Source organism: Pseudoalteromonas sp. Ld19, assembly GCF_045064135.1.
In the GTDB taxonomy this organism is placed as follows: domain Bacteria; phylum Pseudomonadota; class Gammaproteobacteria; order Enterobacterales; family Alteromonadaceae; genus Pseudoalteromonas; species Pseudoalteromonas aliena.
Map to the genome: position 1 here is coordinate 530,030 of NZ_JBISHA010000017.1, position 20,819 is coordinate 550,848.

The 20,819-nt window shown below is 38.2% G+C and carries 22 protein-coding genes; 14 read left to right on the plus strand and 8 right to left on the minus strand.

The window, feature by feature from the left end; translation table 11 throughout:
* Window position 1 precedes the first annotated feature (1 nt).
* The gene (locus ACJJVZ_RS07535; RefSeq protein WP_405599470.1) at window positions 2–778 is read left to right on the plus strand and encodes a substrate-binding periplasmic protein; all 777 of its coding nucleotides are present in this window, start codon (window positions 2–4) and stop codon (window positions 776–778) included.
* Window positions 779–1,191: 413 nt separating this feature from the next.
* Complete coding sequence (erpA, locus tag ACJJVZ_RS07540; RefSeq protein WP_077535723.1) at window positions 1,192–1,530, plus strand: iron-sulfur cluster insertion protein ErpA; 339 nt, start codon at window positions 1,192–1,194, stop codon at window positions 1,528–1,530.
* A gap of 49 nt (window positions 1,531–1,579) precedes the next feature.
* Here erpA and ACJJVZ_RS07545 read toward each other — a convergent pair whose 3' ends face one another.
* Window positions 1,580–1,768, minus strand: coding sequence for a hypothetical protein (locus ACJJVZ_RS07545; protein ID WP_077535722.1), 189 nt, complete (start codon window positions 1,766–1,768; stop codon window positions 1,580–1,582).
* 450 nt (window positions 1,769–2,218) lie between these two features.
* Between ACJJVZ_RS07545 and ACJJVZ_RS07550 the strand changes: the two genes are divergently transcribed.
* Window positions 2,219–2,458 (plus strand): helix-turn-helix domain-containing protein, encoded by a 240-nt coding sequence (locus ACJJVZ_RS07550; RefSeq protein WP_405599473.1) that lies wholly within the window; start codon window positions 2,219–2,221, stop codon window positions 2,456–2,458.
* A gap of 79 nt (window positions 2,459–2,537) precedes the next feature.
* Here ACJJVZ_RS07550 and ACJJVZ_RS07555 read toward each other — a convergent pair whose 3' ends face one another.
* Genes ACJJVZ_RS07555 through ACJJVZ_RS07570 form a run of 4 tightly spaced genes read right to left on the minus strand, consistent with a single transcriptional unit; the run spans window position 2,538 to window position 6,286 of the window.
* The gene (locus ACJJVZ_RS07555) at window positions 2,538–3,917 is read right to left on the minus strand and encodes an AmpG family muropeptide MFS transporter (protein WP_405599475.1); all 1,380 of its coding nucleotides are present in this window, start codon (window positions 3,915–3,917) and stop codon (window positions 2,538–2,540) included.
* A gap of 50 nt (window positions 3,918–3,967) precedes the next feature.
* Complete coding sequence (locus tag ACJJVZ_RS07560; RefSeq protein ID WP_273046620.1) at window positions 3,968–4,588, minus strand: peptidylprolyl isomerase; 621 nt, start codon at window positions 4,586–4,588, stop codon at window positions 3,968–3,970.
* A gap of 2 nt (window positions 4,589–4,590) precedes the next feature.
* Window positions 4,591–5,145 carry a YajG family lipoprotein gene (locus ACJJVZ_RS07565; RefSeq protein WP_405599477.1) on the minus strand — a complete coding sequence of 185 codons (555 nt, stop codon included), beginning with the start codon at window positions 5,143–5,145 and terminating at the stop codon, window positions 4,591–4,593.
* Window positions 5,146–5,152: 7 nt separating this feature from the next.
* On the minus strand, window positions 5,153–6,286 hold the full coding sequence (locus tag ACJJVZ_RS07570; protein ID WP_405599479.1) for a methyltransferase: 1,134 nt from the start codon (window positions 6,284–6,286) through the stop codon (window positions 5,153–5,155).
* Window positions 6,287–6,327: 41 nt separating this feature from the next.
* Here ACJJVZ_RS07570 and ACJJVZ_RS07575 point away from each other — a divergent pair, with 41 nt between their 5' ends.
* The 11 genes from ACJJVZ_RS07575 to nqrM all read left to right on the plus strand — a co-directional run bounded on the left by ACJJVZ_RS07575 (window position 6,328) and on the right by nqrM (window position 16,238).
* Entirely contained in the window at window positions 6,328–6,936 is a 609-nt protein-coding gene (locus ACJJVZ_RS07575) for an alpha-ketoglutarate-dependent dioxygenase AlkB family protein (protein WP_405599481.1), read from the plus strand.
* A gap of 63 nt (window positions 6,937–6,999) precedes the next feature.
* Window positions 7,000–7,311, plus strand: a complete 312-nt coding sequence (locus ACJJVZ_RS07580; protein WP_138584574.1) for a BolA family transcriptional regulator — start codon at window positions 7,000–7,002, stop codon at window positions 7,309–7,311.
* Window positions 7,312–7,421: 110 nt separating this feature from the next.
* Window positions 7,422–8,615 (plus strand): enoyl-ACP reductase FabV, encoded by a 1,194-nt coding sequence (fabV, locus tag ACJJVZ_RS07585; protein WP_405599483.1) that lies wholly within the window; start codon window positions 7,422–7,424, stop codon window positions 8,613–8,615.
* 373 nt (window positions 8,616–8,988) lie between these two features.
* On the plus strand, window positions 8,989–10,332 hold the full coding sequence (locus tag ACJJVZ_RS07590) for a Na(+)-translocating NADH-quinone reductase subunit A (protein WP_138584576.1): 1,344 nt from the start codon (window positions 8,989–8,991) through the stop codon (window positions 10,330–10,332).
* Window positions 10,333–10,336: 4 nt separating this feature from the next.
* A complete protein-coding gene (locus ACJJVZ_RS07595) occupies window positions 10,337–11,539 on the plus strand; it encodes an NADH:ubiquinone reductase (Na(+)-transporting) subunit B (RefSeq protein ID WP_007376131.1) in 1,203 nt (400 codons plus the stop codon).
* A complete protein-coding gene (locus tag ACJJVZ_RS07600) occupies window positions 11,532–12,284 on the plus strand; it encodes a Na(+)-translocating NADH-quinone reductase subunit C (RefSeq protein ID WP_405599487.1) in 753 nt (250 codons plus the stop codon). The genes ACJJVZ_RS07595 and ACJJVZ_RS07600 overlap by 8 nt, the downstream gene beginning before the upstream one ends.
* Window positions 12,284–12,916, plus strand: a complete 633-nt coding sequence (locus ACJJVZ_RS07605; protein ID WP_077535711.1) for an NADH:ubiquinone reductase (Na(+)-transporting) subunit D — start codon at window positions 12,284–12,286, stop codon at window positions 12,914–12,916. The genes ACJJVZ_RS07600 and ACJJVZ_RS07605 overlap by 1 nt, the downstream gene beginning before the upstream one ends.
* A 10-nt stretch (window positions 12,917–12,926) precedes the next feature.
* A complete protein-coding gene (gene nqrE, locus ACJJVZ_RS07610; RefSeq protein WP_007376134.1) occupies window positions 12,927–13,535 on the plus strand; it encodes an NADH:ubiquinone reductase (Na(+)-transporting) subunit E in 609 nt (202 codons plus the stop codon).
* A gap of 18 nt (window positions 13,536–13,553) precedes the next feature.
* Window positions 13,554–14,783 carry an NADH:ubiquinone reductase (Na(+)-transporting) subunit F gene (nqrF, locus tag ACJJVZ_RS07615; RefSeq protein ID WP_096793557.1) on the plus strand — a complete coding sequence of 410 codons (1,230 nt, stop codon included), beginning with the start codon at window positions 13,554–13,556 and terminating at the stop codon, window positions 14,781–14,783.
* A 108-nt stretch (window positions 14,784–14,891) separates the two neighbouring features.
* On the plus strand, window positions 14,892–15,923 hold the full coding sequence (locus ACJJVZ_RS07620) for an FAD:protein FMN transferase (protein WP_405599491.1): 1,032 nt from the start codon (window positions 14,892–14,894) through the stop codon (window positions 15,921–15,923).
* A gap of 102 nt (window positions 15,924–16,025) precedes the next feature.
* Window positions 16,026–16,238, plus strand: a complete 213-nt coding sequence (gene nqrM, locus ACJJVZ_RS07625; protein WP_007376137.1) for a (Na+)-NQR maturation NqrM — start codon at window positions 16,026–16,028, stop codon at window positions 16,236–16,238.
* A gap of 788 nt (window positions 16,239–17,026) precedes the next feature.
* On the opposite strand, the gene ACJJVZ_RS07630 is transcribed toward nqrM, so the two are convergent.
* The 3 genes from ACJJVZ_RS07630 to ACJJVZ_RS07640 all read right to left on the minus strand — a co-directional run bounded on the left by ACJJVZ_RS07630 (window position 17,027) and on the right by ACJJVZ_RS07640 (window position 20,789).
* A complete protein-coding gene (locus tag ACJJVZ_RS07630) occupies window positions 17,027–17,692 on the minus strand; it encodes a hypothetical protein (RefSeq protein ID WP_193155828.1) in 666 nt (221 codons plus the stop codon).
* 131 nt (window positions 17,693–17,823) lie between these two features.
* A complete protein-coding gene (locus ACJJVZ_RS07635) occupies window positions 17,824–19,803 on the minus strand; it encodes a phytase (protein WP_405599495.1) in 1,980 nt (659 codons plus the stop codon).
* An 11-nt stretch (window positions 19,804–19,814) separates the two neighbouring features.
* Window positions 19,815–20,789 carry a purple acid phosphatase family protein gene (locus ACJJVZ_RS07640; protein ID WP_405599498.1) on the minus strand — a complete coding sequence of 325 codons (975 nt, stop codon included), beginning with the start codon at window positions 20,787–20,789 and terminating at the stop codon, window positions 19,815–19,817.
* Window positions 20,790–20,819: the final 30 nt, after the last annotated feature.

The window sequence follows — 20,819 nt, forward strand, 5'->3', positions numbered from 1 at the left end:
CATGCATATACTAAAAAAACCTTTAACACTGACAATGAGTTTACTGCTGCTTGTATGTACATTTACAAGCAACAGCAAAGTCGATGTTACTATATTAGCTGACGATGATTATCCACCATATAGCTATTTAGAAAGAGGTGAATTAAAAGGGGTTTATATTAATTTATTGAGACGTGCTGGCGATCAACTAAAGCTAGATTACGACGTTAAAATAATACCGATGCCTTGGAAAAGAGCACTGCTTACCGTAAAAAATGGTGATGTTATAGCGGTAGTTCCCCCGTATTTACATTACGATTCAAGGCCTTTTATTTCATCATATTCGGTGGCATTAGGCACTGAGTTTGTGGTGACTTATTGTCGTGAAAATATTGATTTAAAAGCTACGTTAAATTTAAATTCGGCTACTAATAAACGTGTTCATTTAGGAATGAATGCAGGTTATTTGCTGCTGGATGAACGTTATAAAAAGGCAATAACACAAGGGCGTATTCAATTATGGGAAAATAAAAGTACAGAAGCTAATGTCATAAAGTTACTTACTAATAAAATAGACTGCTATGTTAATGATAGAAAAGCCACACAGTATGAACTAGAAAGCGTAAAAAAAAGCTACCCACAATATGCTGCGATTACGGTTATAGAGAAAGATGAAATTAATCACAGAACTGCACACATAGGCTTTAGCCGTGAATTTATCTCTCCATATAAAGACGATTTTATAAAAAGAATGAATAGGGCTTTACTTGACCTGATAGATGAATCAGTAACTGAGTAAAGCAAATAGTTTATCGTTTGTTATTTCAACATTTTATGTTCTTATCAATTCCAGCTAGGTAATTTTCTTACATAATTTCACACTCTATTGTTGACTGAGCTTTACTCTAAGCGACTTTTAGTTATTAATTATGTTTAACCACCAATAGTCATACCTGAGTGCTTACGTTGCTGAATAACCCCCATATTTATTGTATCTATAGGCTTCTCTGGTGCTTTTAAGCAAAGTCTTAGTACGCTAATATAAATTCTTCAGTTGTATTTATAACACCGGATGTACTTGCGGCAATGAGGGGGATATTTTTTACAGTTACCTACTTTAAGGATAAGAAGTGCTTAGCAAGTAAAGGCTATACTTGATTAAAATACTCGGGTATTGGATAATCATGCTATTGCGATATTGAGGGGTTTAAAATGTCTGACGAATTACCAATTAAGTTCAGCGATGCGGCTGCAGTTCGTGTCAAGCAGTTAATCGATGAAGAAGAGAACCCTGAACTTAAACTACGTGTTTATGTAACTGGTGGAGGTTGCTCAGGTTTTCAATATGGTTTTACTTTTGATGAAAAAGCAAATCCAGGCGATTTAGAAATAGTAAAAAATGGTGTCACCTTAGTGGTTGATCCTATGAGCATTCAATATTTAGTTGATGGCGAGGTTGATTATACTGAGGGCCTTGAAGGTGCTCGTTTTTTCGTATCTAATCCAAATGCAACAACAACCTGTGGTTGTGGTGCAAGCTTTAGCGTTTAATCATGAGCTAAGGTCGAAATAAAAGCCGCTTTTGCGGCTTTTTTAATGCCTAAAAATCGCTTGGGGCGTACTCAGTTATTTGCATTATTAATATAAAAAAACCAAGTACAAATACAGAAAAAGCTAAAATATACATAAAGCCTTTTTTACCTTGCTTAATAGGCACACCGTTATGGCGCAAAAAAAAGTACCAACCTAAACATAATATGATAGGTAATAAAAAAAGTAATCTGAACATTATTTAACCTTTGTCGCGCTGATTATGTCTTAATAATAAACCTGTACCAGTAAAATGAAATAAATTTATCATAAATATTTATAAAAAATATGTAGCCGAAAAATATAATTTTTTAATGTTTTCTGATAACTTAGGATGAATATTCAGCTTTTATAAATATTAGAGCATGCTCAAACTTGTACCGAGTATGTAATTAATTATTCAACGAAAGTATTAATAGTATATAATGTATCCAAGAGTGAGACGGGCAAAATTTCATTCTTTTAAAAACAAACCTATACCACATTATTAGCGTAGTTTTAGCTGTGTGGGTAAAAGTAAGTAGCAACACGTGCTTAATTAGCTCTATTGCTATTGAAGTAACATTGAGTATCGCTGCTTGCTTACCTACAGCTATTGATAGACTACCGCTTTTATGGGTATGTCAAATCATCGAGTAGGAGATGTAAAATGATGGGCAAGACCGTTTCTTCAGAAGAAAACGCAAAGCTAACAAAATGGCTTAAAAGCAAACGCCAAGAAAAAGGCCATACAATGCGTAGCCTAGCACAAGTGCTTGGTACACCTCATTCATTTATCGGTAAAATTGAAAACCAAGAACGCCGTTTAGATGTAATTGAATTTGTTCGTTATTGTACTGCACTAGAAGCAGATCCGCATGAAGCATTAAATCTACTTAAAGCTGATTAACGATAAGGTTGCTTAGTTTGTTTTAAGGGGCGTTTAAATGTTCTAAGCAATAAATTAATGCAGGGATGCATTAAATACCTCAATTATTCTCATGGTAATTCTTTTCAAGCTCATATAGCTTATGCCTAATTAAATACAAAAATACCAGCGATGGTAAAACCATTAACGCTGTAAGAATAAAGAACAGTGACCAATTACCCGCTAACCAATCATCAATTACCACACCGCTGTAGCTAGAAAGTAATGTCCTTCCTAAGTTTCCTAATGATGCTAATAACGCATAATGTGTTGCACTAAATGCTCTATCACATAGCATTGAAATAAACGCTACCATTGCGACTAGCGACCATGCTTGTGTAAAACCATCAATAACTATAGCAAAGGCATACAATCTTAAATCGGGACCAACTAACGCAATCCACGAAAATGCTAAATTTGATGCCGCCATCGCAATACCACTTATAAATAAACCTTTAACAATGCCATATTTTTGATTAAATAAGCTGCCAACAAAGGTAAATATAATAGTCAGTACGGCTGTGCCTACTTTTGAAAATGTAGCAATATCGCTATTACTAAAGCCAATTTCTTTATAAAACACAATAGACATGCGGCCCAAAAATGCCTCACCTATTTTAAATAAGAAAATAAAGGCCAATAGCGCGAGTGCTGTTTTAACGCCATTTTTAGTAAAAAACGCTCTAAACGGATCTATAACTGTGACAGCAAGCCAAGCGATGGTTCTTGTAAAAGGAGTTTGTTTTGTTGATGATAGTTTTTCAAGGTATACGCGCTCAAGCTCAGCGTGTACTGCTTCTCTGTTTGATTTTGGCTCTTTTGCGAACAGTACACCACTCATTAACAGTAACATTACAGCGGCTAGAAAATAGTAAATTTGTGGCCAATCAAGAGAAGGAATATCCGCCATATAAAACGGAATTGCACCTAAAAGCGCATAGCCAGTCCACCAACCTGATGTGGCCATTGCGGCTGCTGCGGTGGCTTTATGAGATTCGTTTTCACTGAGTGTGTCTATTCTAAATGCATCAATTGCAATATCTTGCGTTGCAGAGGCAATTGCGATCAACAAACAAATTGCAGCAACCATTGCTAAATTTGCTTTAAGATCGAGTCCAGCTAATAGCAGTGTACCTATTAAAATAAAACTTTGGCACAATAGTATCCAGCTGCGGCGTTGGCCTAACCATTTATATAAAATAGGGAGTTTGGTTCGGTCAATGAGTGGCGACCATAAAAAGTTTATACTGTAAGCGCCAAATACAATGCCAAATAGGCCAATCATACTGCGACTTAGGCCTTCATCCTTTAACCATGCCGACAGCACTGAGCCAATTAACACCCAAGGAAAACCACTACTCATACCAAATATAAAAATATTGATTAAGCGTTTATCTTTAAAATAAGAGAAGTATTCGCTGATTGAGAGAGTTTTGCTCATAGGGCCTTCATTGGCTTAGATGCAGAGCAGCTAGGCTGCTCTTAAAAAATTTATAATGGTGTTTGCTCAAGTAATTTAATATTTAAAATAACAACCGGTGTTTTTGGTACAAAGTCATAACCAATTTTTTCGTTGAATCCTGTTTCTACAGTCATAATTTTATCAAGTGTGTCGTAGCCATCCATTACGTTACCAAAAACAGCGAAACCCCAATCTTTGTTTGGATTTAGATGATCGTTATTATCCATATTGAAAAAGAATTGGCGGGTTCCCGAGTGTGGTTCTCTGTCTTGGTATGCCATAGCAATGCTGTACATATCGTTTTTTAAGCCATTGCCACTTTCGTTAAAAATAGGATCGTTTTCATGCAAGCCATCGTAATCTTTGTCGTAGCCACCACCTTGAATAACAAAATCGCGCTCATTTTCTATATCGCGCTCAATTCGATGAAAAACACTGCCTTGGTAGCTTTTATCCGACACATAGGTTAAAAAATTATTAACTGTAATGGGCGCTCTTGAGCGATCAAGTTCAACAGTTATACTGCCCATTGAGGTTACGATTTCGACGCGCGGAAAAATATTATCTTTTTGCACAAAGCGGCCTTCTTGTGCCGCTAAGCTGTTAATACTAAAAAATAGGCTTAAGCCGACTAGAAAAAATCGTTTCATAATTAACCTTCTAAAAATTCTATTAATTCAGGGTCAGACACAATGCGAGTAATCATTTGCTCAGTCAACTTATTAAGCTGACCTTCTATTTTTGCTCGTTCGTGACTAAATGGCCCTTCTAAATTAGCACTACCTCGGTATACCTTACTAAAATTGCTTGAAGCGCGAATAACCCGAACACCAAGCTCTATCTGAGCTTCGCTGGTATGGCTGACTAGCTTTTCGGTTACCACCGCTTGCAATGCATGAATATCAACTTCAAAGCGCACGGTTGCTAAATTTGAGATGCTTGCACCATTTCGGCTAAGCGCGCTATCTAAAATACTTTTAACTGACTGTGTAATCCCTTGGCTGGCAAACGTTTTTGTTTTATCTGATTCAATAAGCTTAAGCGTTGAAGTATCACCTCGTAAATCAATTACGCTAGTACTTAAGCTACTATTTATTGTGCTTACTTGCCCGCTTTTATAAATTGGGTTAAGGATCACCTGATTAGGCTGATTAGCACAACCAGATAATATAAGTAGCGCACATAGGCTAAAAATAGTTTTAATCATTACGTTCCTAATAGTTTTTAGTTGCGCTAAGCACTACAAACTTCTTATTGGAGCCTAGCAGTTTACAGTTACCAAACATACGATTTAGTTTGTCGTGGTAGTCTAAATGACGATTACCGATAATACGTAACTCACCGCCTTGCTTTAAAGTTTCTTTAGCCTGTTTAAACATTTGCCATGCAATATGATCTGTTACCGCTTGTGCTTGATGAAATGGAGGGTTACACAACACCATATCTACGCTGTCTTGAGTGAAGTCAGTTAAACAATCGTTTTCAATAAATTGGCAGTTATCAAATTGTTCAGGCATATTTTGTTCTACATTTAAACGTGCAGACTCAACCGCCATGCATGACTCATCAACAAAGGTAACGGATGCTTTAGGGCAACGAGCAAGCGCCATAACACCTACAACGCCATTGCCACAACCCAAGTCGATTATGCTGGTTTCTTTTTTAGTTTCTGGTAAATAATTAAAAAAGAATCGAGCACCTATATCTAATGAATCGCGTGAAAATACATTTGCATGATTTGTTATATTAAATTCAGTGCCTTCAAGTGGCCAAGTAATAGGGAAATCAGCTGCTTTGTAGCCACCTTTTGCAGTGCTTAATATAAGGCGTGATTTTTTAACCGCTAAACTTGTTTTTGTTTCACCAATAAATTGCTCAAACGATTTGATTGTTGAATTATGAATTTCTTTTGTTTTACCTGCTGCAATTACCGGTGTACCTGGTGCAAGTATTTCGCTTAATTCACTTAGTTGAAATTGTAAAAAACCCACGTTACGCGGTATTTTTATTAACACTAAATCGATGTCGTCAGGCAATGCAGACAGACTATCTATTTGGCTAAATTGCACCGTAGATAGTTTGTTTATTTGTAAGTTATACGCTACAGCTTGATGGCTAATATAAGAATCGTTAACTGAACAGACCGTTAATTGATTAAAACTACAAGCAAGTGCGCCAAAGCTATCGTTTAAAATAAGCAGTGAGCGACAATCTGGGTGATGTTCGTTAACATAATTGATAAGGTACTCATCGGCTGAATCCCACGCTTGTAAACTGCGGTTTTTTTGATCCAAAGGAAAGCGTTCAAGAGTAAATGTTTTATCGCCTAGCTGGGCTTGTGTCGTCATAATGGTATTTGATCAGTAAACTAATGTAGGTAAATTCTAACATGCAACGGCAAAACGCCAACCCCCAACAGTTACCAAATGGCTTTTCTTATCAAAGTAGGGCACTTAGCGCGCAAAAAAGCCTCGATTTATTTTATTATTTGCAAAAAAATCTAACTTGGCAGCAACCCGACGTCACTGTCTATTCAAAAACAGGCCCAATTCCTCGGCTGCAATGCTTTATTAGCGAGCATAATTTTGAATATGGGTATTCCCATAGCAAATTAATAGTAGAGCCTTGGCCTGATATTTTATTCGCAATGCGTAAGCGCTTAGAAAAACATTTAAATCAGCCATTGAATTCTTTATTGGTTAATTATTATCGAGATGGTAACGATACTATGGGCTGGCACAGTGATGACGAAATAGAACTGGGCCATCAACCTACTATCGTGTGTGTATCGCTTGGGGCAGAGCGTGTTTTAAAGCTTAAACAAAAATCGACAAACAAAGTAACCGACTTAAAGTTACAAAGTGGCAGCTGTTTAGTCATGAATAGCGACAGTCAACGCGATTATCAACATGCAATCCCAAAGCAAACTACATTAGCTCACCCACGAATTAGCTTAACGTTCAGATACATAAAGCAAATCAAACAAGCTCAATTTTAGTTAGCCAATAGGCTTGGCTAGTTGTTATGATAACAATATAACTTAACTACAAAAATGGTTTTTATGTCAATGCAGCAACAAATTCAAGAAAAAATCAGCAGCGCAATTGCCTGTAAGCATTTAAATGTAATTAATGAAAGCCACATGCACAGCAAAGGCACCGAGTCACATTTTAAAGTTATCGTGGTAAGCGAAGAATTTGCCGGCAAACGCCTGTTACAACGCCATCGTGAAATTAATGAAATATTAAAAGATGAGTTAGCAAATCATATTCACGCACTCGCTATCCATACTTATACACCGGATGAGTATACCGAACAGGGCGGCGAAGCGCCTGATTCGCCTAATTGTATGGGCGGTTCTAAATCTAGCTAAGTAATCGTTTTATAAGACATTTGATTAGTGATTAACTGATCAGATCAGTGTTTTTAGTATTAGCCTTTAAACTAGCGCTAATTTTTATTGTAAAAGATATAGGATCATCAATGGTCATTAAGCCTAAAATTCGTGGATTTATCTGTACCAACGCACACCCAACGGGATGTAGCGAGCATGTTCAAGAACAAATTAACTATGTAAAACAACAAGGGGCGTTAAAAAACGCACCAAAAAATGTATTAGTTATTGGCGCATCTACAGGCTACGGCTTGGCATCGCGTATCACAGCTGCATTTGGTGGCGGTGCTAAAACACTCGGTATTTTCTTTGAAAAAGAAGGCACTGAACGTAAAACAGGTTCTGCTGGTTGGTACAATACGGCAGCATTTCAAGAAGCAGCAGACGAAGCGGGTCTTTGGTCTAAAAATATTAATGGTGATGCGTTTTCAAACGAAATCAAGCAAAAAGCAATCGACACCATTAAAGCAGATTTGGGTAAAGTAGATTGTATTATTTACAGCCTAGCGTCTCCTCGTCGTACAGATCCAAATACGGGCGAAGTGTTCTCATCTACACTTAAGCCAATAGGTAATGCAGTAACCACTAAAAACTTGAATACGTCAAAACGCGAAATTGACGAAATTACCGTTGAAGCAGCAAATCAAGACGATATCGATAACACCATTAAAGTAATGGGTGGTGAAGATTGGGAAATGTGGATTGAGGCATTAAAAGCCGCTGATGTGTTAGCCGATAATTTTAAAACCACAGCTTACACTTATATCGGTAAAGAACTAACATGGCCAATATACGGACATGCGACAATTGGTAAAGCAAAAGAAGATTTAGACCGAGCAACGGCTGCAATTAAAGAGTCAACAAAGGATTTAAATGGCGAAGCCTATGTATCATCACTTAATGCGGTAGTAACACAAGCAAGCTCTGCTATTCCTATTATGCCGTTATACATTTCAGCATTATTTAAAGTAATGAAAGCAGATGGTACTTACGAAGGTACAATTGAGCAAATCCAAGCACTATTTAGTGAAAACTTATATGGTGATAACCCACGCTTTGATGACGGCGGCCACTTATTTCAAAACTACAAAGAATTAGAAGATGATGTGCAAGCACGTATTCAAGCTGTTTGGGATAAAGTAGATACGAGCAGCATTGATGAGTTAACTGATTATGTCGGTTACCATAACGAATTTTTACGTTTATTTGGCTTTGGTATTGAGGGTGTTGATTACGAACAAGATGTGGATTCGGTCAAACCAATTGCGAATATGATTGATTAACCATATTTTCAAATATGTAATTAAAAAGTCGCTTAGTGCGACTTTTTTGTTTTGCGGGCTTTTTTGAACAATTATGATTAAAAAATGTCATTCTTTGCTTAAGCTACCACTTTGGTCTAACTTAAATTTTATTAAATACACATAACAAAACTAAATAAGTGTTTCTGTCGTATAATTTTCATAATTAGACTCGCATAGTCGCCCACAATGATGTTAAAATTAAGGGAATATGTGAAGAGTTTTTACCGCGTTGCTTATTTAGTATTCATAGCGAGTTGTTCTTTTATACATTGAAATAACTTGGGATAGCTCAAATGGCGACGTGGTTGGTACGATTTTTCAGTTTCTTTCCGTTAATGTAGTGCAAGTGCGTATGATCAACATAAAAAAAGGTCTGGATTTACCCATAGAGGGCGCACCTCAGCAAGTTATTCACGACGGTTCTCCCGTCAAACGTGTAGCTGTGCTAGGTGAAGAGTTTATTGGTATGCGTCCAACCATGCATATCCGTATGGATGACCAAGTTAAAAAAGGCCAGGTACTTTTTGAAGATAAAAAGAACCCCGGCGTCCTATTTACCGCACCAGCTTCTGGTGTTGTAAAAGAAATAAATCGTGGTGCTAAACGTGTGCTGCAATCTGTTGTTATTGAAGTAGACGGCAGTGAGCAAATCACCTTTGACTCTTTCTCTGACACTGAGCTTACAAGCTTAGATCGTGAAAAAGCTAAAGAAGTACTTATCCAGTCTGGTCAGTGGACGGCACTTCGTGCTCGCCCATTTAGCAAAGTTGCGGCTGTGGATGCAAATCCTAGCTCTATTTTTGTGACCGCTATCGACACTAATCCTCTTGCTGCAGATCCTGCGGTAGTTATTGCTGATAATGTGCAAGCATTTGAAGCGGGTTTAGCCGTTGTATCGCGTTTGACTGATGGGAAAGTATTTGTTTGTAAACAAGTTGGCAGTCAAGTTCCTAGCTCATCTATAGCTCAAGTAGAAGTACATGAGTTTGGTGGTGTGCATCCGGCTGGCCTTGTAGGCACTCATATCCACAATCTTGACCCTGTATCTGCTAGTAAACAAGTTTGGCATATTGGTTACCAAGACGTTATTGCGTATGGTCACTTATTCCTTACTGGTGAAATTTACACAAGTCGTGTTGTTTCGCTTGCAGGTCCTCGTGTTAAAAACCCACGTTTAGTGAAAACACAATTAGGTGCTTCATTGGATGATTTAGTTGCTGGAGAATTAGAAGACGGTGATAACCGTGTTATTTCTGGTTCTGTTTTATCTGGTGCTACTTCAAACGGTGTTAATGCGTTCTTAGGTCGTTACCACGTTCAAGTATCTGTATTACTTGAAGGTCGCGAAAAAGAACTATTTGGCTGGATTGCACCAGGTAGTGATAAATTCTCTGTAACGCGTACCTTCCTTTCTCACCTCACACCGAGTCGTTTATTTAAAATGACAACGTCTACAGGTGGTTCAAAACGTGCCATGGTACCAATTGGTAGCTACGAGCGCGTAATGCCGTTAGATATTTTGCCTACGCTATTATTACGTGACTTAATTGCACGTGACTTAGACAGTGCAATTTCATTAGGCGCGCTTGAACTTGATGAAGAAGATTTAGCGTTATGTACCTTCGTTTGTCCTGGCAAATACGAGTATGGTTCTATCCTGCGCGATTGCTTATCAACGATCGAGAAGGAAGGCTAGAGAGATGGGTTTAAAAAAATATCTAGAAGATATCGAGCCGAATTTTGAAGCCGGTGGAAAATATGAAAAGTTTTATGCACTGTATGAAGCAGCTGCAACCATTTTTTATACACCCGGCTATGTAAATAAAGGCAAGACACACGTACGCGATAATATCGACCTAAAACGCATGATGATTTTAGTGTGGATGGCGACGTTCCCAGCTATGTTTTTTGGTATGTTCAACATCGGTCACCAAGCCGCAGGTGCTTTAGCACAAGGTTTTGAACTAGCAAACTCGTGGCAGGTTGGTCTGTTTCAGTTCTTTGGTGGTGAATTAACCGCTAATGCAGGCTGGGGCGCTAAAATGTTCTACGGAGCATGTTTCTTCCTACCTATTTACGCTGTCACATTTGCTGTAGGTGGTTTTTGGGAAGTGATTTTTGCTTCTGTGCGTAAGCATGAAATTAACGAAGGTTTCTTCGTTACTTCTGTATTATTTGCACTTATTTTACCTGCAACAATTCCTTTATGGCAAGTTGCACTAGGTATCACATTCGGTGTAGTAATCGCTAAAGAAATTTTTGGTGGTACTGGTCGTAACTTCTTAAACCCTGCTTTGGCTGGTCGTGCGTTCTTATTCTTCGCATACCCTGCGCAAATTTCGGGTGACACAGTATGGACTGCAGTAGATTCTTTCTCTGGTGCGACTATGCTAGGCCAAGCTTTTGTTGGCACACTTGACTTTTCAAACATGGAATTATGGTGGAATGCATTTTACGGTTTCATTCAAGGTTCTGTTGGTGAGACATCGACACTTGCATTACTTGTAGGTGGTTTATTCTTAATTTACGTTCGCATCGCTTCTTGGCGTATCGTACTAGGTGTATTCCTAGGTATGGTAGCAACGGCATTCTTATTAAATGCTGTTGGCTCAGAAACTAACCCTGTATTTGCAATGCCTTGGTATTGGCATTTAGTGCTTGGTGGTTTTGCGTTTGGTATGTTCTTTATGGCTACTGACCCTGTATCGGCTGCATTTACTAACAAAGGTAAATTTGCATACGGTTTACTAATTGGTCTTATGGTGGTTCTTATCCGTGTTGTGAATCCTGCTTTCCCAGAAGGTATGATGCTAGCAATTTTATTTGCTAACTTATTCGCTCCACTGTTCGATCACTTTGTAGTGCAAGCTAATATCAAGCGGAGGTTGGCACGTAATGTCTAGTAATAACGAATCAATCGGTAAAACGTTAGCAGTTGTTGTCGCACTATGTTTAGTGTGTGCAATTATTGTATCGTTTGCTTCTGTACAGCTTCGTCCTTTACAGCAAGCTAATAAAAATAAAGATATTCAAAGCAATATCTTAGCAGCTGCGGGCATAGATAAAGTTAAGAATGTATCTGATACATTTAATGCTAAAATCGAAGCGCGCGTTGTAAATATGACCACAGGTGAGTTTGTAGATACAGACCCAACAATCTTTGATTTTGAAAAAAGCAAATACGATGCAGCGCTAAGTGTTTCTCTAAAAGAGAAAGGCGTTAAAGACATTGCTGGTATTCAACGTGTGACTAAAGAGTCACCGGTGTATATCTCGAAAAAAGAAGATGGCTCTATTGATGCAATCATTCTTCCTATTCAGGGCTATGGCTTATGGGGCTTAATGTACGGTTTTATCTCGCTTGAGAGCGATGGCGAAACAGTTAAAAACATTATCTTCTACAAACATAATGAAACGCCTGGCTTAGGTGGTGAAATCCAAAATCCACAGTGGACTGCTACGTGGCAAGGCAAAGAGCTACCAATTCAAATTGTTAAAGGTACTGCTAACGGCAATGAGCATAAGATCGATGGTCTTTCAGGTGCTACATTAACGTCTAACGGTGTTGAACATGCAGTTGACTTTTGGACTGGCGAAAATGGCTTTGGCCCTTTCCTTGCGAAAGTACGTAAAGGAGCATTGAAATAATGGCTGATACTAAAGAAATGAAGGCGGTCCTATTTGGTCCGGTTTTAGCTAACAACCCAATCGCACTACAAGTACTGGGTATTTGTTCTGCGCTAGCGGTAACGTCTAGCTTAAAAAATGCGTTAATTATGTCAATCGCATTGACGTTAGTAACTGCATTTTCTAGCTTCTTTATCTCGATTATTCGTAACCAGATCCCATCGTCAGTACGTATCATTGTACAAATGACGATTATTGCATCATTAGTAATTGTTGTTGACCAAGTATTGCAAGCGTTTTCTTATGCTACAGCTAAAGAGCTTTCAGTATTTGTTGGTCTAATTATTACTAACTGTATTGTAATGGGTCGTGCTGAAGCATATGCGATGAAGTCACCACCACTTATGTCATTCCTTGATGGTATTGGTAATGGTTTAGGCTACTCTGTTGTTTTACTTACTGTTGGTTTCATTCGTGAGCTATTCGGTAAAGGAACACTATTCGGTGTTGATATTATCCCATTAGTACAAGATGGCGGTTGGTATCAACCTATGGGTCTATTAATATTACCACCGAGTGCATTCTTCATCATTGGTTTATTCATATGGGTACTTCGTACTTATAAGAAAGACCAAGTAGAAGCTAAAGCGTAAGGGGCACACAGTGGAACATTATATTAGTTTGTTTGTAAAAGCCGTTTTTATTGAAAACTTAGCGTTATCATTTTTCTTAGGCATGTGTACTTTTTTAGCAGTATCTAAAAAAGTGACTACTTCAATTGGCCTAGGTGTAGCGGTTATCGTTGTTTTAGGTATTTCTGTACCTGTTAACAACTTGGTTTACCATGCTGTGTTAGCACCAGGCTCACTTACGTGGCTTGGTTATCCTGATGCAGACCTTAGCTTTTTACGTTTCTTAACTTTCATTGGCGTTATTGCAGCGCTAGTGCAAATTCTTGAAATGGTATTAGATAAGTTCTTCCCAGTACTTTACAACGCGTTAGGTATCTTTTTACCATTGATCACAGTTAACTGTGCAATCTTTGGTGCGGTATCTTTCATGGTTGAGCGTAACTATAACTTCGGTGAGTCTGTTGTTTATGGTATTGGCGCTGGTGTTGGTTGGGCACTTGCAATTACATTACTTGCAGGTATCCGTGAGAAAATGAAGTATTCAGACGTGCCAGACGGCTTACGTGGTTTAGGTATTACCTTCATCACTGTTGGTTTAATGGGACTTGGCTTTATGTCATTCTCTGGTATTTCACTGTAAAGGTAGCGAGGATAAATCATGGATTATCAGATTTTCTTAGGCGTTGGTGTTTTTATCGCTATCGTTGTACTACTGGTTTTAGTCATCATTGGTGCTAAATCTCAGTTAGTTGCAAGCGGTGATATCATCATCGGTATTAATGGTGATAAAGATAAAGCCATTACTACATCAGCAGGTAATAAGCTTTTAAGTGCATTATCTGAGTCAGGTATATTTGTATCATCTGCATGTGGTGGCGGTGGCTCTTGTGGCCAGTGTCGTGTACACATTAAAGAAGGTGGTGGCGATATCCTGCCAACTGAGCTTGATCACATATCTAAAGGCGAAGCCCGTGAAGGCTGTCGTTTAGCGTGTCAGGTAAATGTTAAAAACGACATGGAAATTGAGCTTGAAGAGTCAATTTTCGGTGTTAAGAAGTGGGATTGTGAAGTTATCTCTAACGATAACAAAGCAACGTTCATTAAAGAACTTAAGCTTCAAATTCCAGATGGTGAGTCAGTACCGTTCCGTGCGGGTGGTTACATCCAAATCGAAGCGCCACCTCATCACGTTAAATATGCAGATTTCGATGTTCCTGAAGAATATCGTGGTGATTGGAACCACTTTGGTTTCTTCGATCTGGAGTCAAAAGTAGACGAAGAAACTATTCGTGCTTACTCAATGGCTAACTACCCAGAAGAAGAAGGCATCATTATGCTTAACGTGCGTATTGCTGCTCCGCCGCCAAGAAACCTTAGCTTGCCATGTGGTAAAATGTCTTCGTACATTTGGTCACTTACAGCTGGCGACAAGGTAACTATTTCAGGTCCATTTGGTGAGTTTTTCGCTAAAGACACCGATGCAGAAATGGTATTTGTTGGTGGTGGTGCTGGTATGGCGCCAATGCGTTCTCATATCTTTGACCAACTTAAACGTTTGAACTCTAAACGTAAGATGAGCTTTTGGTATGGTGCACGTTCTGAACGTGAAATGTTCTACGTAGAAGATTTTGACGGCTTAGCCGCTGAAAATCCTAACTTCGTATGGCATACAGCGCTTTCAGATCCACAACCTGAAGATAACTGGGAAGGCTATACTGGCTTTATCCATAACGTGTTATTTGAGAACTATCTTAAAGATCATGAAGCGCCGGAAGATTGTGAGTACTACATGTGTGGTCCTCCAATGATGAACGCGGCAGTTATTACTATGCTTAAAGATTTAGGTGTTGAAGACGAAAATATCTTACTAGATGACTTCGGTGGCTAACACTAATACCAAAACAGTTTAGTTTTGGTTAAAATACCAGCCTCGTAGCACTTGTGTTACGAGGCTTTTTTATTCTTTAATTTTATCAATCTATTAAGTAGAACAGTTATGAATCGAGTAAGTACTTCACAAGGCATAATGGCCTTTTTACTAATTACACTGACTTTATTATTGTCTGGTTGTGGTGAAAAGCCAGAGTTAAAAGAGACCTTTTTAGAAGGTAAGACTATGGGCACTACTTATCATATTAAATATTACGATGAGCAGGGCCAGCTATCTGCCTCACAATTACAGTCACAAATAGACGCTGTTTTAAAAGATGTTAATCAATCTATGTCTACTTACATAGAAGACTCTGAGATAAATACATTCAACAGATTACCAGCAAATCAGGTTATGCCGATTAGTGAAGATTTTAGAGCTGTTATATCTGAGTCTATTCGGTTAGGTGAGTCAACCAAAACACTTGATGTCACTATGGGACCATTAATCGATTTATGGGGGTTTGGCCCAGATAAAAAGCCAACTAATCGTCCTAGCGATGAAGAGTTAGTAAGTATGATTAAAAATATAGGCGTTGATAAGCTTACGCTAACAGCTCAAGGTTTAGCTAAAAAAGTGGCTGGCTTAGAGCTATCGTTTTCGGCAACGGCTAAAGGCTACGGTATTGATAAGGTGGCGCAGTTATTAGAAAGCCACAATATTACCAACTACATGGTTGAAATTGGCGGTGAGCTTCGAATTGCAGGCGAAAAGCCAAATAATAAAGATTGGGTAATAGCTATAGAGCAACCAGATGCACAACCTGGAGAGCGTAAAGTACACCGTATTTTAACGCCTGGTACTAATGGTATTGCAACGTCAGGTGATTACCGGATTTTTTATGAGATGAATGGTGAAATTTATACTCATTTAATTGACCCAACAACAGGAATGCCAACTAAGCATGACCTAGTATCGGTAACCGTGCTTCATCCAAGTGCTATGACAGCTGATGGTTTAGCGACAGCATTAACCGTTATGGGCATGGATAAAGCGCAAGCTTATGCTCAGGAGCATGACTTACCTGTATATTTAATCGCTAAATCGAAAGACGGTTTAATAACGTACTCAAGCCCTGCATTTAAACCTTATTTATAGTAAGGCGCGGGCTTGTTTATTTCCACGTTATTTGGGTATATAATTGCAGTCGCTCAGAAATGTTTTGAGCTTAATTTATTGCTGATCAATAGGGGCTAAGCAATGTCACTTTTTCTTCTTACTTTTGGCTTACTAATTTTGATAGTGTCGGCTATGGCCGTTGGTATGATCGTGCAAAAAAAATCTATGGCAAGCAGCTGTGGTGGTTTGGGCTCGGTTGGTATTGATAAAGCTTGTGATTGCGATGATCCATGTGATAAGCGCAAAAACCGTTTAGCAAAAGAGCAAGCCTGGAAAGAAAATCAAATTATTTAAGTCCACCTTAAATAAAAATATTAATTTCATTAAAAGCATGAACACTCTAACGAGTAAATAATCGCTTATTAGTACAATGTAATTGATATGAAAAGCGCTTAATAGCGCTTTTTTTGTGCCTGTAAAACCCAATACCTATTTTATTAAAAACATGATCATTCTTTCGCATTAAATAACCCTCACTGCGTTAAAAGTTATTCACGGTCGACTGCATGGATACAGGAGGTAGAGTAATGCAGAAGTAATTGCCGAGCACAACTGTATGTCATAATTTCGCCTTATGTATGCGCTATTTTCTTAGCGCCATAATAGATCACTAATTTAGTGTAATTAATGTAATGCAATATAAATGTATTAGACAAAGGTCTATGGTTTAGTTTTTTTCACCTGTTAGGTTTATTTTTCTCGTTTGTAAAATTGGAGCTAACACTCTAAAGTTTAACCATAGACACAGAGCAAGGCTCTTGTCATAAGTTTGAGGCTAAGTTAACCTCGCTTAAAAGAATCTTTATATTGTGTGTGAAGATGTTGTCAGTGTGAAAAGCAACTCAAGTTCGGTGGATTTATTTCTATAAAAAAGAATTTGAGTTGTTTTTATTTTCTGCAGCGCCGCGTAATGTAAACCAAAAATCTTTATATTGTGTGTGAAGATGTTGTCAGTGTGAAAAACGGCTCAATTTCGGTGGTGACTGAATTTGGGCTGTTTTTATTTGTGTTCCGTTATTCCTCCAGATTATTCTTCAAAGTTATATTGTTATCCTTAATTAACCAGAGTTCAGGTTAAATAACTATTTTTTAAAATCATCCGCATTGTAATAAAGGGGCTTAAAGGTGCCACAGTTTACAAATTTATAGTTTAGTTCGCTATCAGGTGGGACGAGTTTTGAAGTGCGGATCTTCTGCAAACAGGCATTTTTTAAATCTACAAAAATTAGATGATTGAAACTCGGTGCTTTTGTTATTTTATGAATGTATATACGACCATCATTATTTAGCGTGATCATATCGTATTCTTGCCATTGTGATGGTTCACTTAAATCGGTTAACTCTCGCGCGTAAAGCTGTTTACTCAGTACTATCGATTTATTTGTGTAGAGCTTATTACCACCTTGCCGATAATCACCATCATAAACATCTGCAATAATTGTGACTTCTTCGCCTCGTATTAAACGTTGAATATTAAATGGTTGTGGCTTAATTGTAATTAGCTCTGCATCTCTGACTAAGTCCAAAAAAGGAACATCAGAAACATCCACTTTATAAACGACTTGCACATCATGAGGGAGCTCATAGCCTGGTAAATTAACGGCAAAAACACTCGAGTTTTGATTTATTAATACCATCGCGTGCTCAGCATTATATGCGGGATCGACCGGCGGAAGCTCTACTTTTTCTTCCTCTGCTAGAGTAAAGCTACTTATCGTTATTAGTAACAAAGTAAATAATAGGCGCATAATTATCTCAATCAATTTATAAGCTTAAATTATAGTATAAAAAAGGCTCGTATGAGCCTTTTAAATATCTGAATAAATAACCTGAACTACAGGATATAAATATCTTAACGAGAATTCAGGTTAAATAAGCACTACTTAATTGCTTTTTTAACCTCTCGCCAATCTACTATTTTAAAGTTTTGCGGTTGTTGTGGAAGTCGGTTATAGCCATCTTGTACAACTAAAATGCCCTCAGGATAACCTGGTAAGGGTTTAGCCGTAACGGTTAATCCATCGGTTTCTGATACGCCATCAATACCGCGAGACAAATCACTTATAACGCTAAATTTTCCCGCAAACTCTAAACTTGGTGCTGTAACGCCCTGATCATCACCATTTATTTTATAAAGCACATAACTGTCATCACCTTGGCTCGAAACAACTAGGTAACGGGCTTTGTCGCCATGATAAATCTCCATGCCTTCAACATCATCAATGAGCTGCTCGTTTACTGTTTGCAGTAAAGTGGGCGTTATTCCTGCCGTTGGCTCTGCACCAATAAACCAAATGCCAGCATCCTCCTCGCCTACGAATAATTGCCCTAGTTTATCATCGGCACTACAGCCTTCAGGTTGGCTGGGTAAGCTAAACTCACGAACTAGTTTACCGGTAATATTATCGCCATTTTCATTAAGTTTATATTGCTGATAAAGCCCTGATTTATCATTTATAAACACATAATTACCAGTGCCTGATGAATACATACATAAGCCGTAAATTTCATTAAGATTAGTTGGAATATCAGTGATATGTTTTATATTGTTACTGGCTTGTACGGTAAATACACTAATACTATTAAGGCTACGGTTACTGGCCGTTATTAATGTATTTGTGTTGTTTTTAATAGTGTTATTTTGACGTAGATCAACGTTATTTAAACGGCCCACTTCAAGTGACTGTTCAAGCTTGCCATTAAGGTTATACACCATTAATCCACGGCGTTTATCTGTGCCTAAAATCAAGCTGTTTGCTGTGTTTTTAGGGTTGATCCAAATTGCTGGATCGTCTGCTGCATCACCAAAAGCTTTCACGGGAGTCGTTTGTGCGCTGGCTTTAATTTTAGTGATTGATTGTACGTTTGTTTTTAATGAGTTATTAATAGGCGTTACAGGTAGCGAGCTTTGCATATAAACACCCGTTTCGTCGTTATATAATATGGCAGTTGCAGTGCTATTGCTTGTGTAATTTATTGCTACCGACTCCAAGCTTAAGCCTCCGCTTAGCGTCCAGTTTTTAAAAGCCTTGCTGATTGGATCATACGCATAGACTTGATTATTTTCGGTGCTGGTAAACCAAATCATCCCATCAGATGACGTTGATAGGGCACCGAGCTCGGCGTTTAGTGCACCAAAAGGCGCCACTAAAGCGATTGGCTTTTTATTTGCTTTCGATTCAGCATTGGCATTTATTGCCCATATACCTATTTCGCCTTCGCTTACAAATAAAGTATTAGTCGCCGTACTTACTGCACAGCCAGACGCTTCATTTACGCCTGAAAATTCACGTACATTTATATTAAGCGCTTTATTATTTATGGTATTAAAAATAATGGTTTCTGTAATTAATCCGCGTACATCGGGTACAAATGCTGATATTGCCCCAGTTTCTTTATTTGCAAATAAGCATACTGTATCTGGTCGCGCTTGTGGCGTTGCGATACGTGTAACCTCAGTGATTTTCAAGCTAGTTTTATGTTGTTCTAGTTTGAATATAATTACGTTATCTTGGTTGTTATCGATTGTAGCGACTAAAAACGAGCTCGCGGTTAATTGACTAATAGAAAGCGCTTCAAAGTTACCTTTTTTAATAATATTACTTTGTTGCGTTGTGCTATCAGCAATCACCAAACCTTTGCTTTTACTTGTTAGTAACCAGTTATTATTACTTAACCATGCAGCTTGTGATCCTTGCATATTATTTGTTGGACCAAACTCAGTATTATCAATGACAGCTTGGGACGCTGTATTTTGTACCGCTGAATGCGTAGTAACGCTATTATTACAAGCACTTAATGCGCTAAATACTAGGCCACTTACAATTAGGCTAAGAGGTGTTTTTAATTTAAAATTCATGGTATTACCCTTTATTGGTCAAAGCGCTTTTGGGTGCTATAACGCACTTCGCCTTTATAATTTATAGCGGTTACTTTTAGTACTTTATCGTTTATAGAAAAGCTCAAAAATCCTGGTGTGGCTTCTGCAAAACGCGTAAATTTGCGTTGTTTTACATTACGTACTTTGCCACCTGCGCCGGATATAAAATGCGCGAGTTTACTGTTTTTTGTCTGGTTATGTTGAAGATCATGCTCATGCCCAGCTATGTATGCTTGAACACCATTTTGCTCAAGTATAGGCTCAAGTAAATTACGCAATTTTTCATTTAGTCCATAACGTTTACCGCTGCTATAAAGCGGGTGGTGGCCTATAACTATTTTCCAACGTGCTTTGCTGGTAGCCAGTTGGTTATTCAGCCATGTTAATTGTGCTTGGCCGTCTTGCGCTTGTGTTACTTTATATTTTTCGCGTGTTTTGTATTCTGGATTTAATGGATTAGTGTCTAAAAATACCATTAATACTTGCTCGCCATCTTTTAAAGTAAAGGTTTTGCTGTAATAGCGTGCAGGTAAATTCCAGCGCTGACTTTTATTACTGTAATCAAGTTGTGCTTGTGCGTTACCTAAATAGTCGTGATTGCCCAGTACCACATACCAAGGCTCAAATGTGTGAGGGCCGTGATAAATATCTTCGTATGCACTTTGCCAAAGTGGGTCGTTAATACTTGCAATGCCATTGGGGTAAAAGTTATCACCGGTTGAAATAATAAAATCTCCATCCGTTTGATACATCGCTATTTCTAGCTGGTGGGCGACCTCTTTTTGATCAAAATGGCCATTATGACCCCAATCACCTATTACCGTAAAATTCAAACTTTTAGGTAGTGCGCTCAAATCAGCTATCTTTTGTTGCTCGTATACCGCGTTGGTATAGGTTACGTTTGCTAATGCACATTGAATGGGGCATAGACTAAGTGCGATTAGCAATAATGTTTTTTTAATCATGGTTACTCTCCCATGTTAAGTGATGCTATT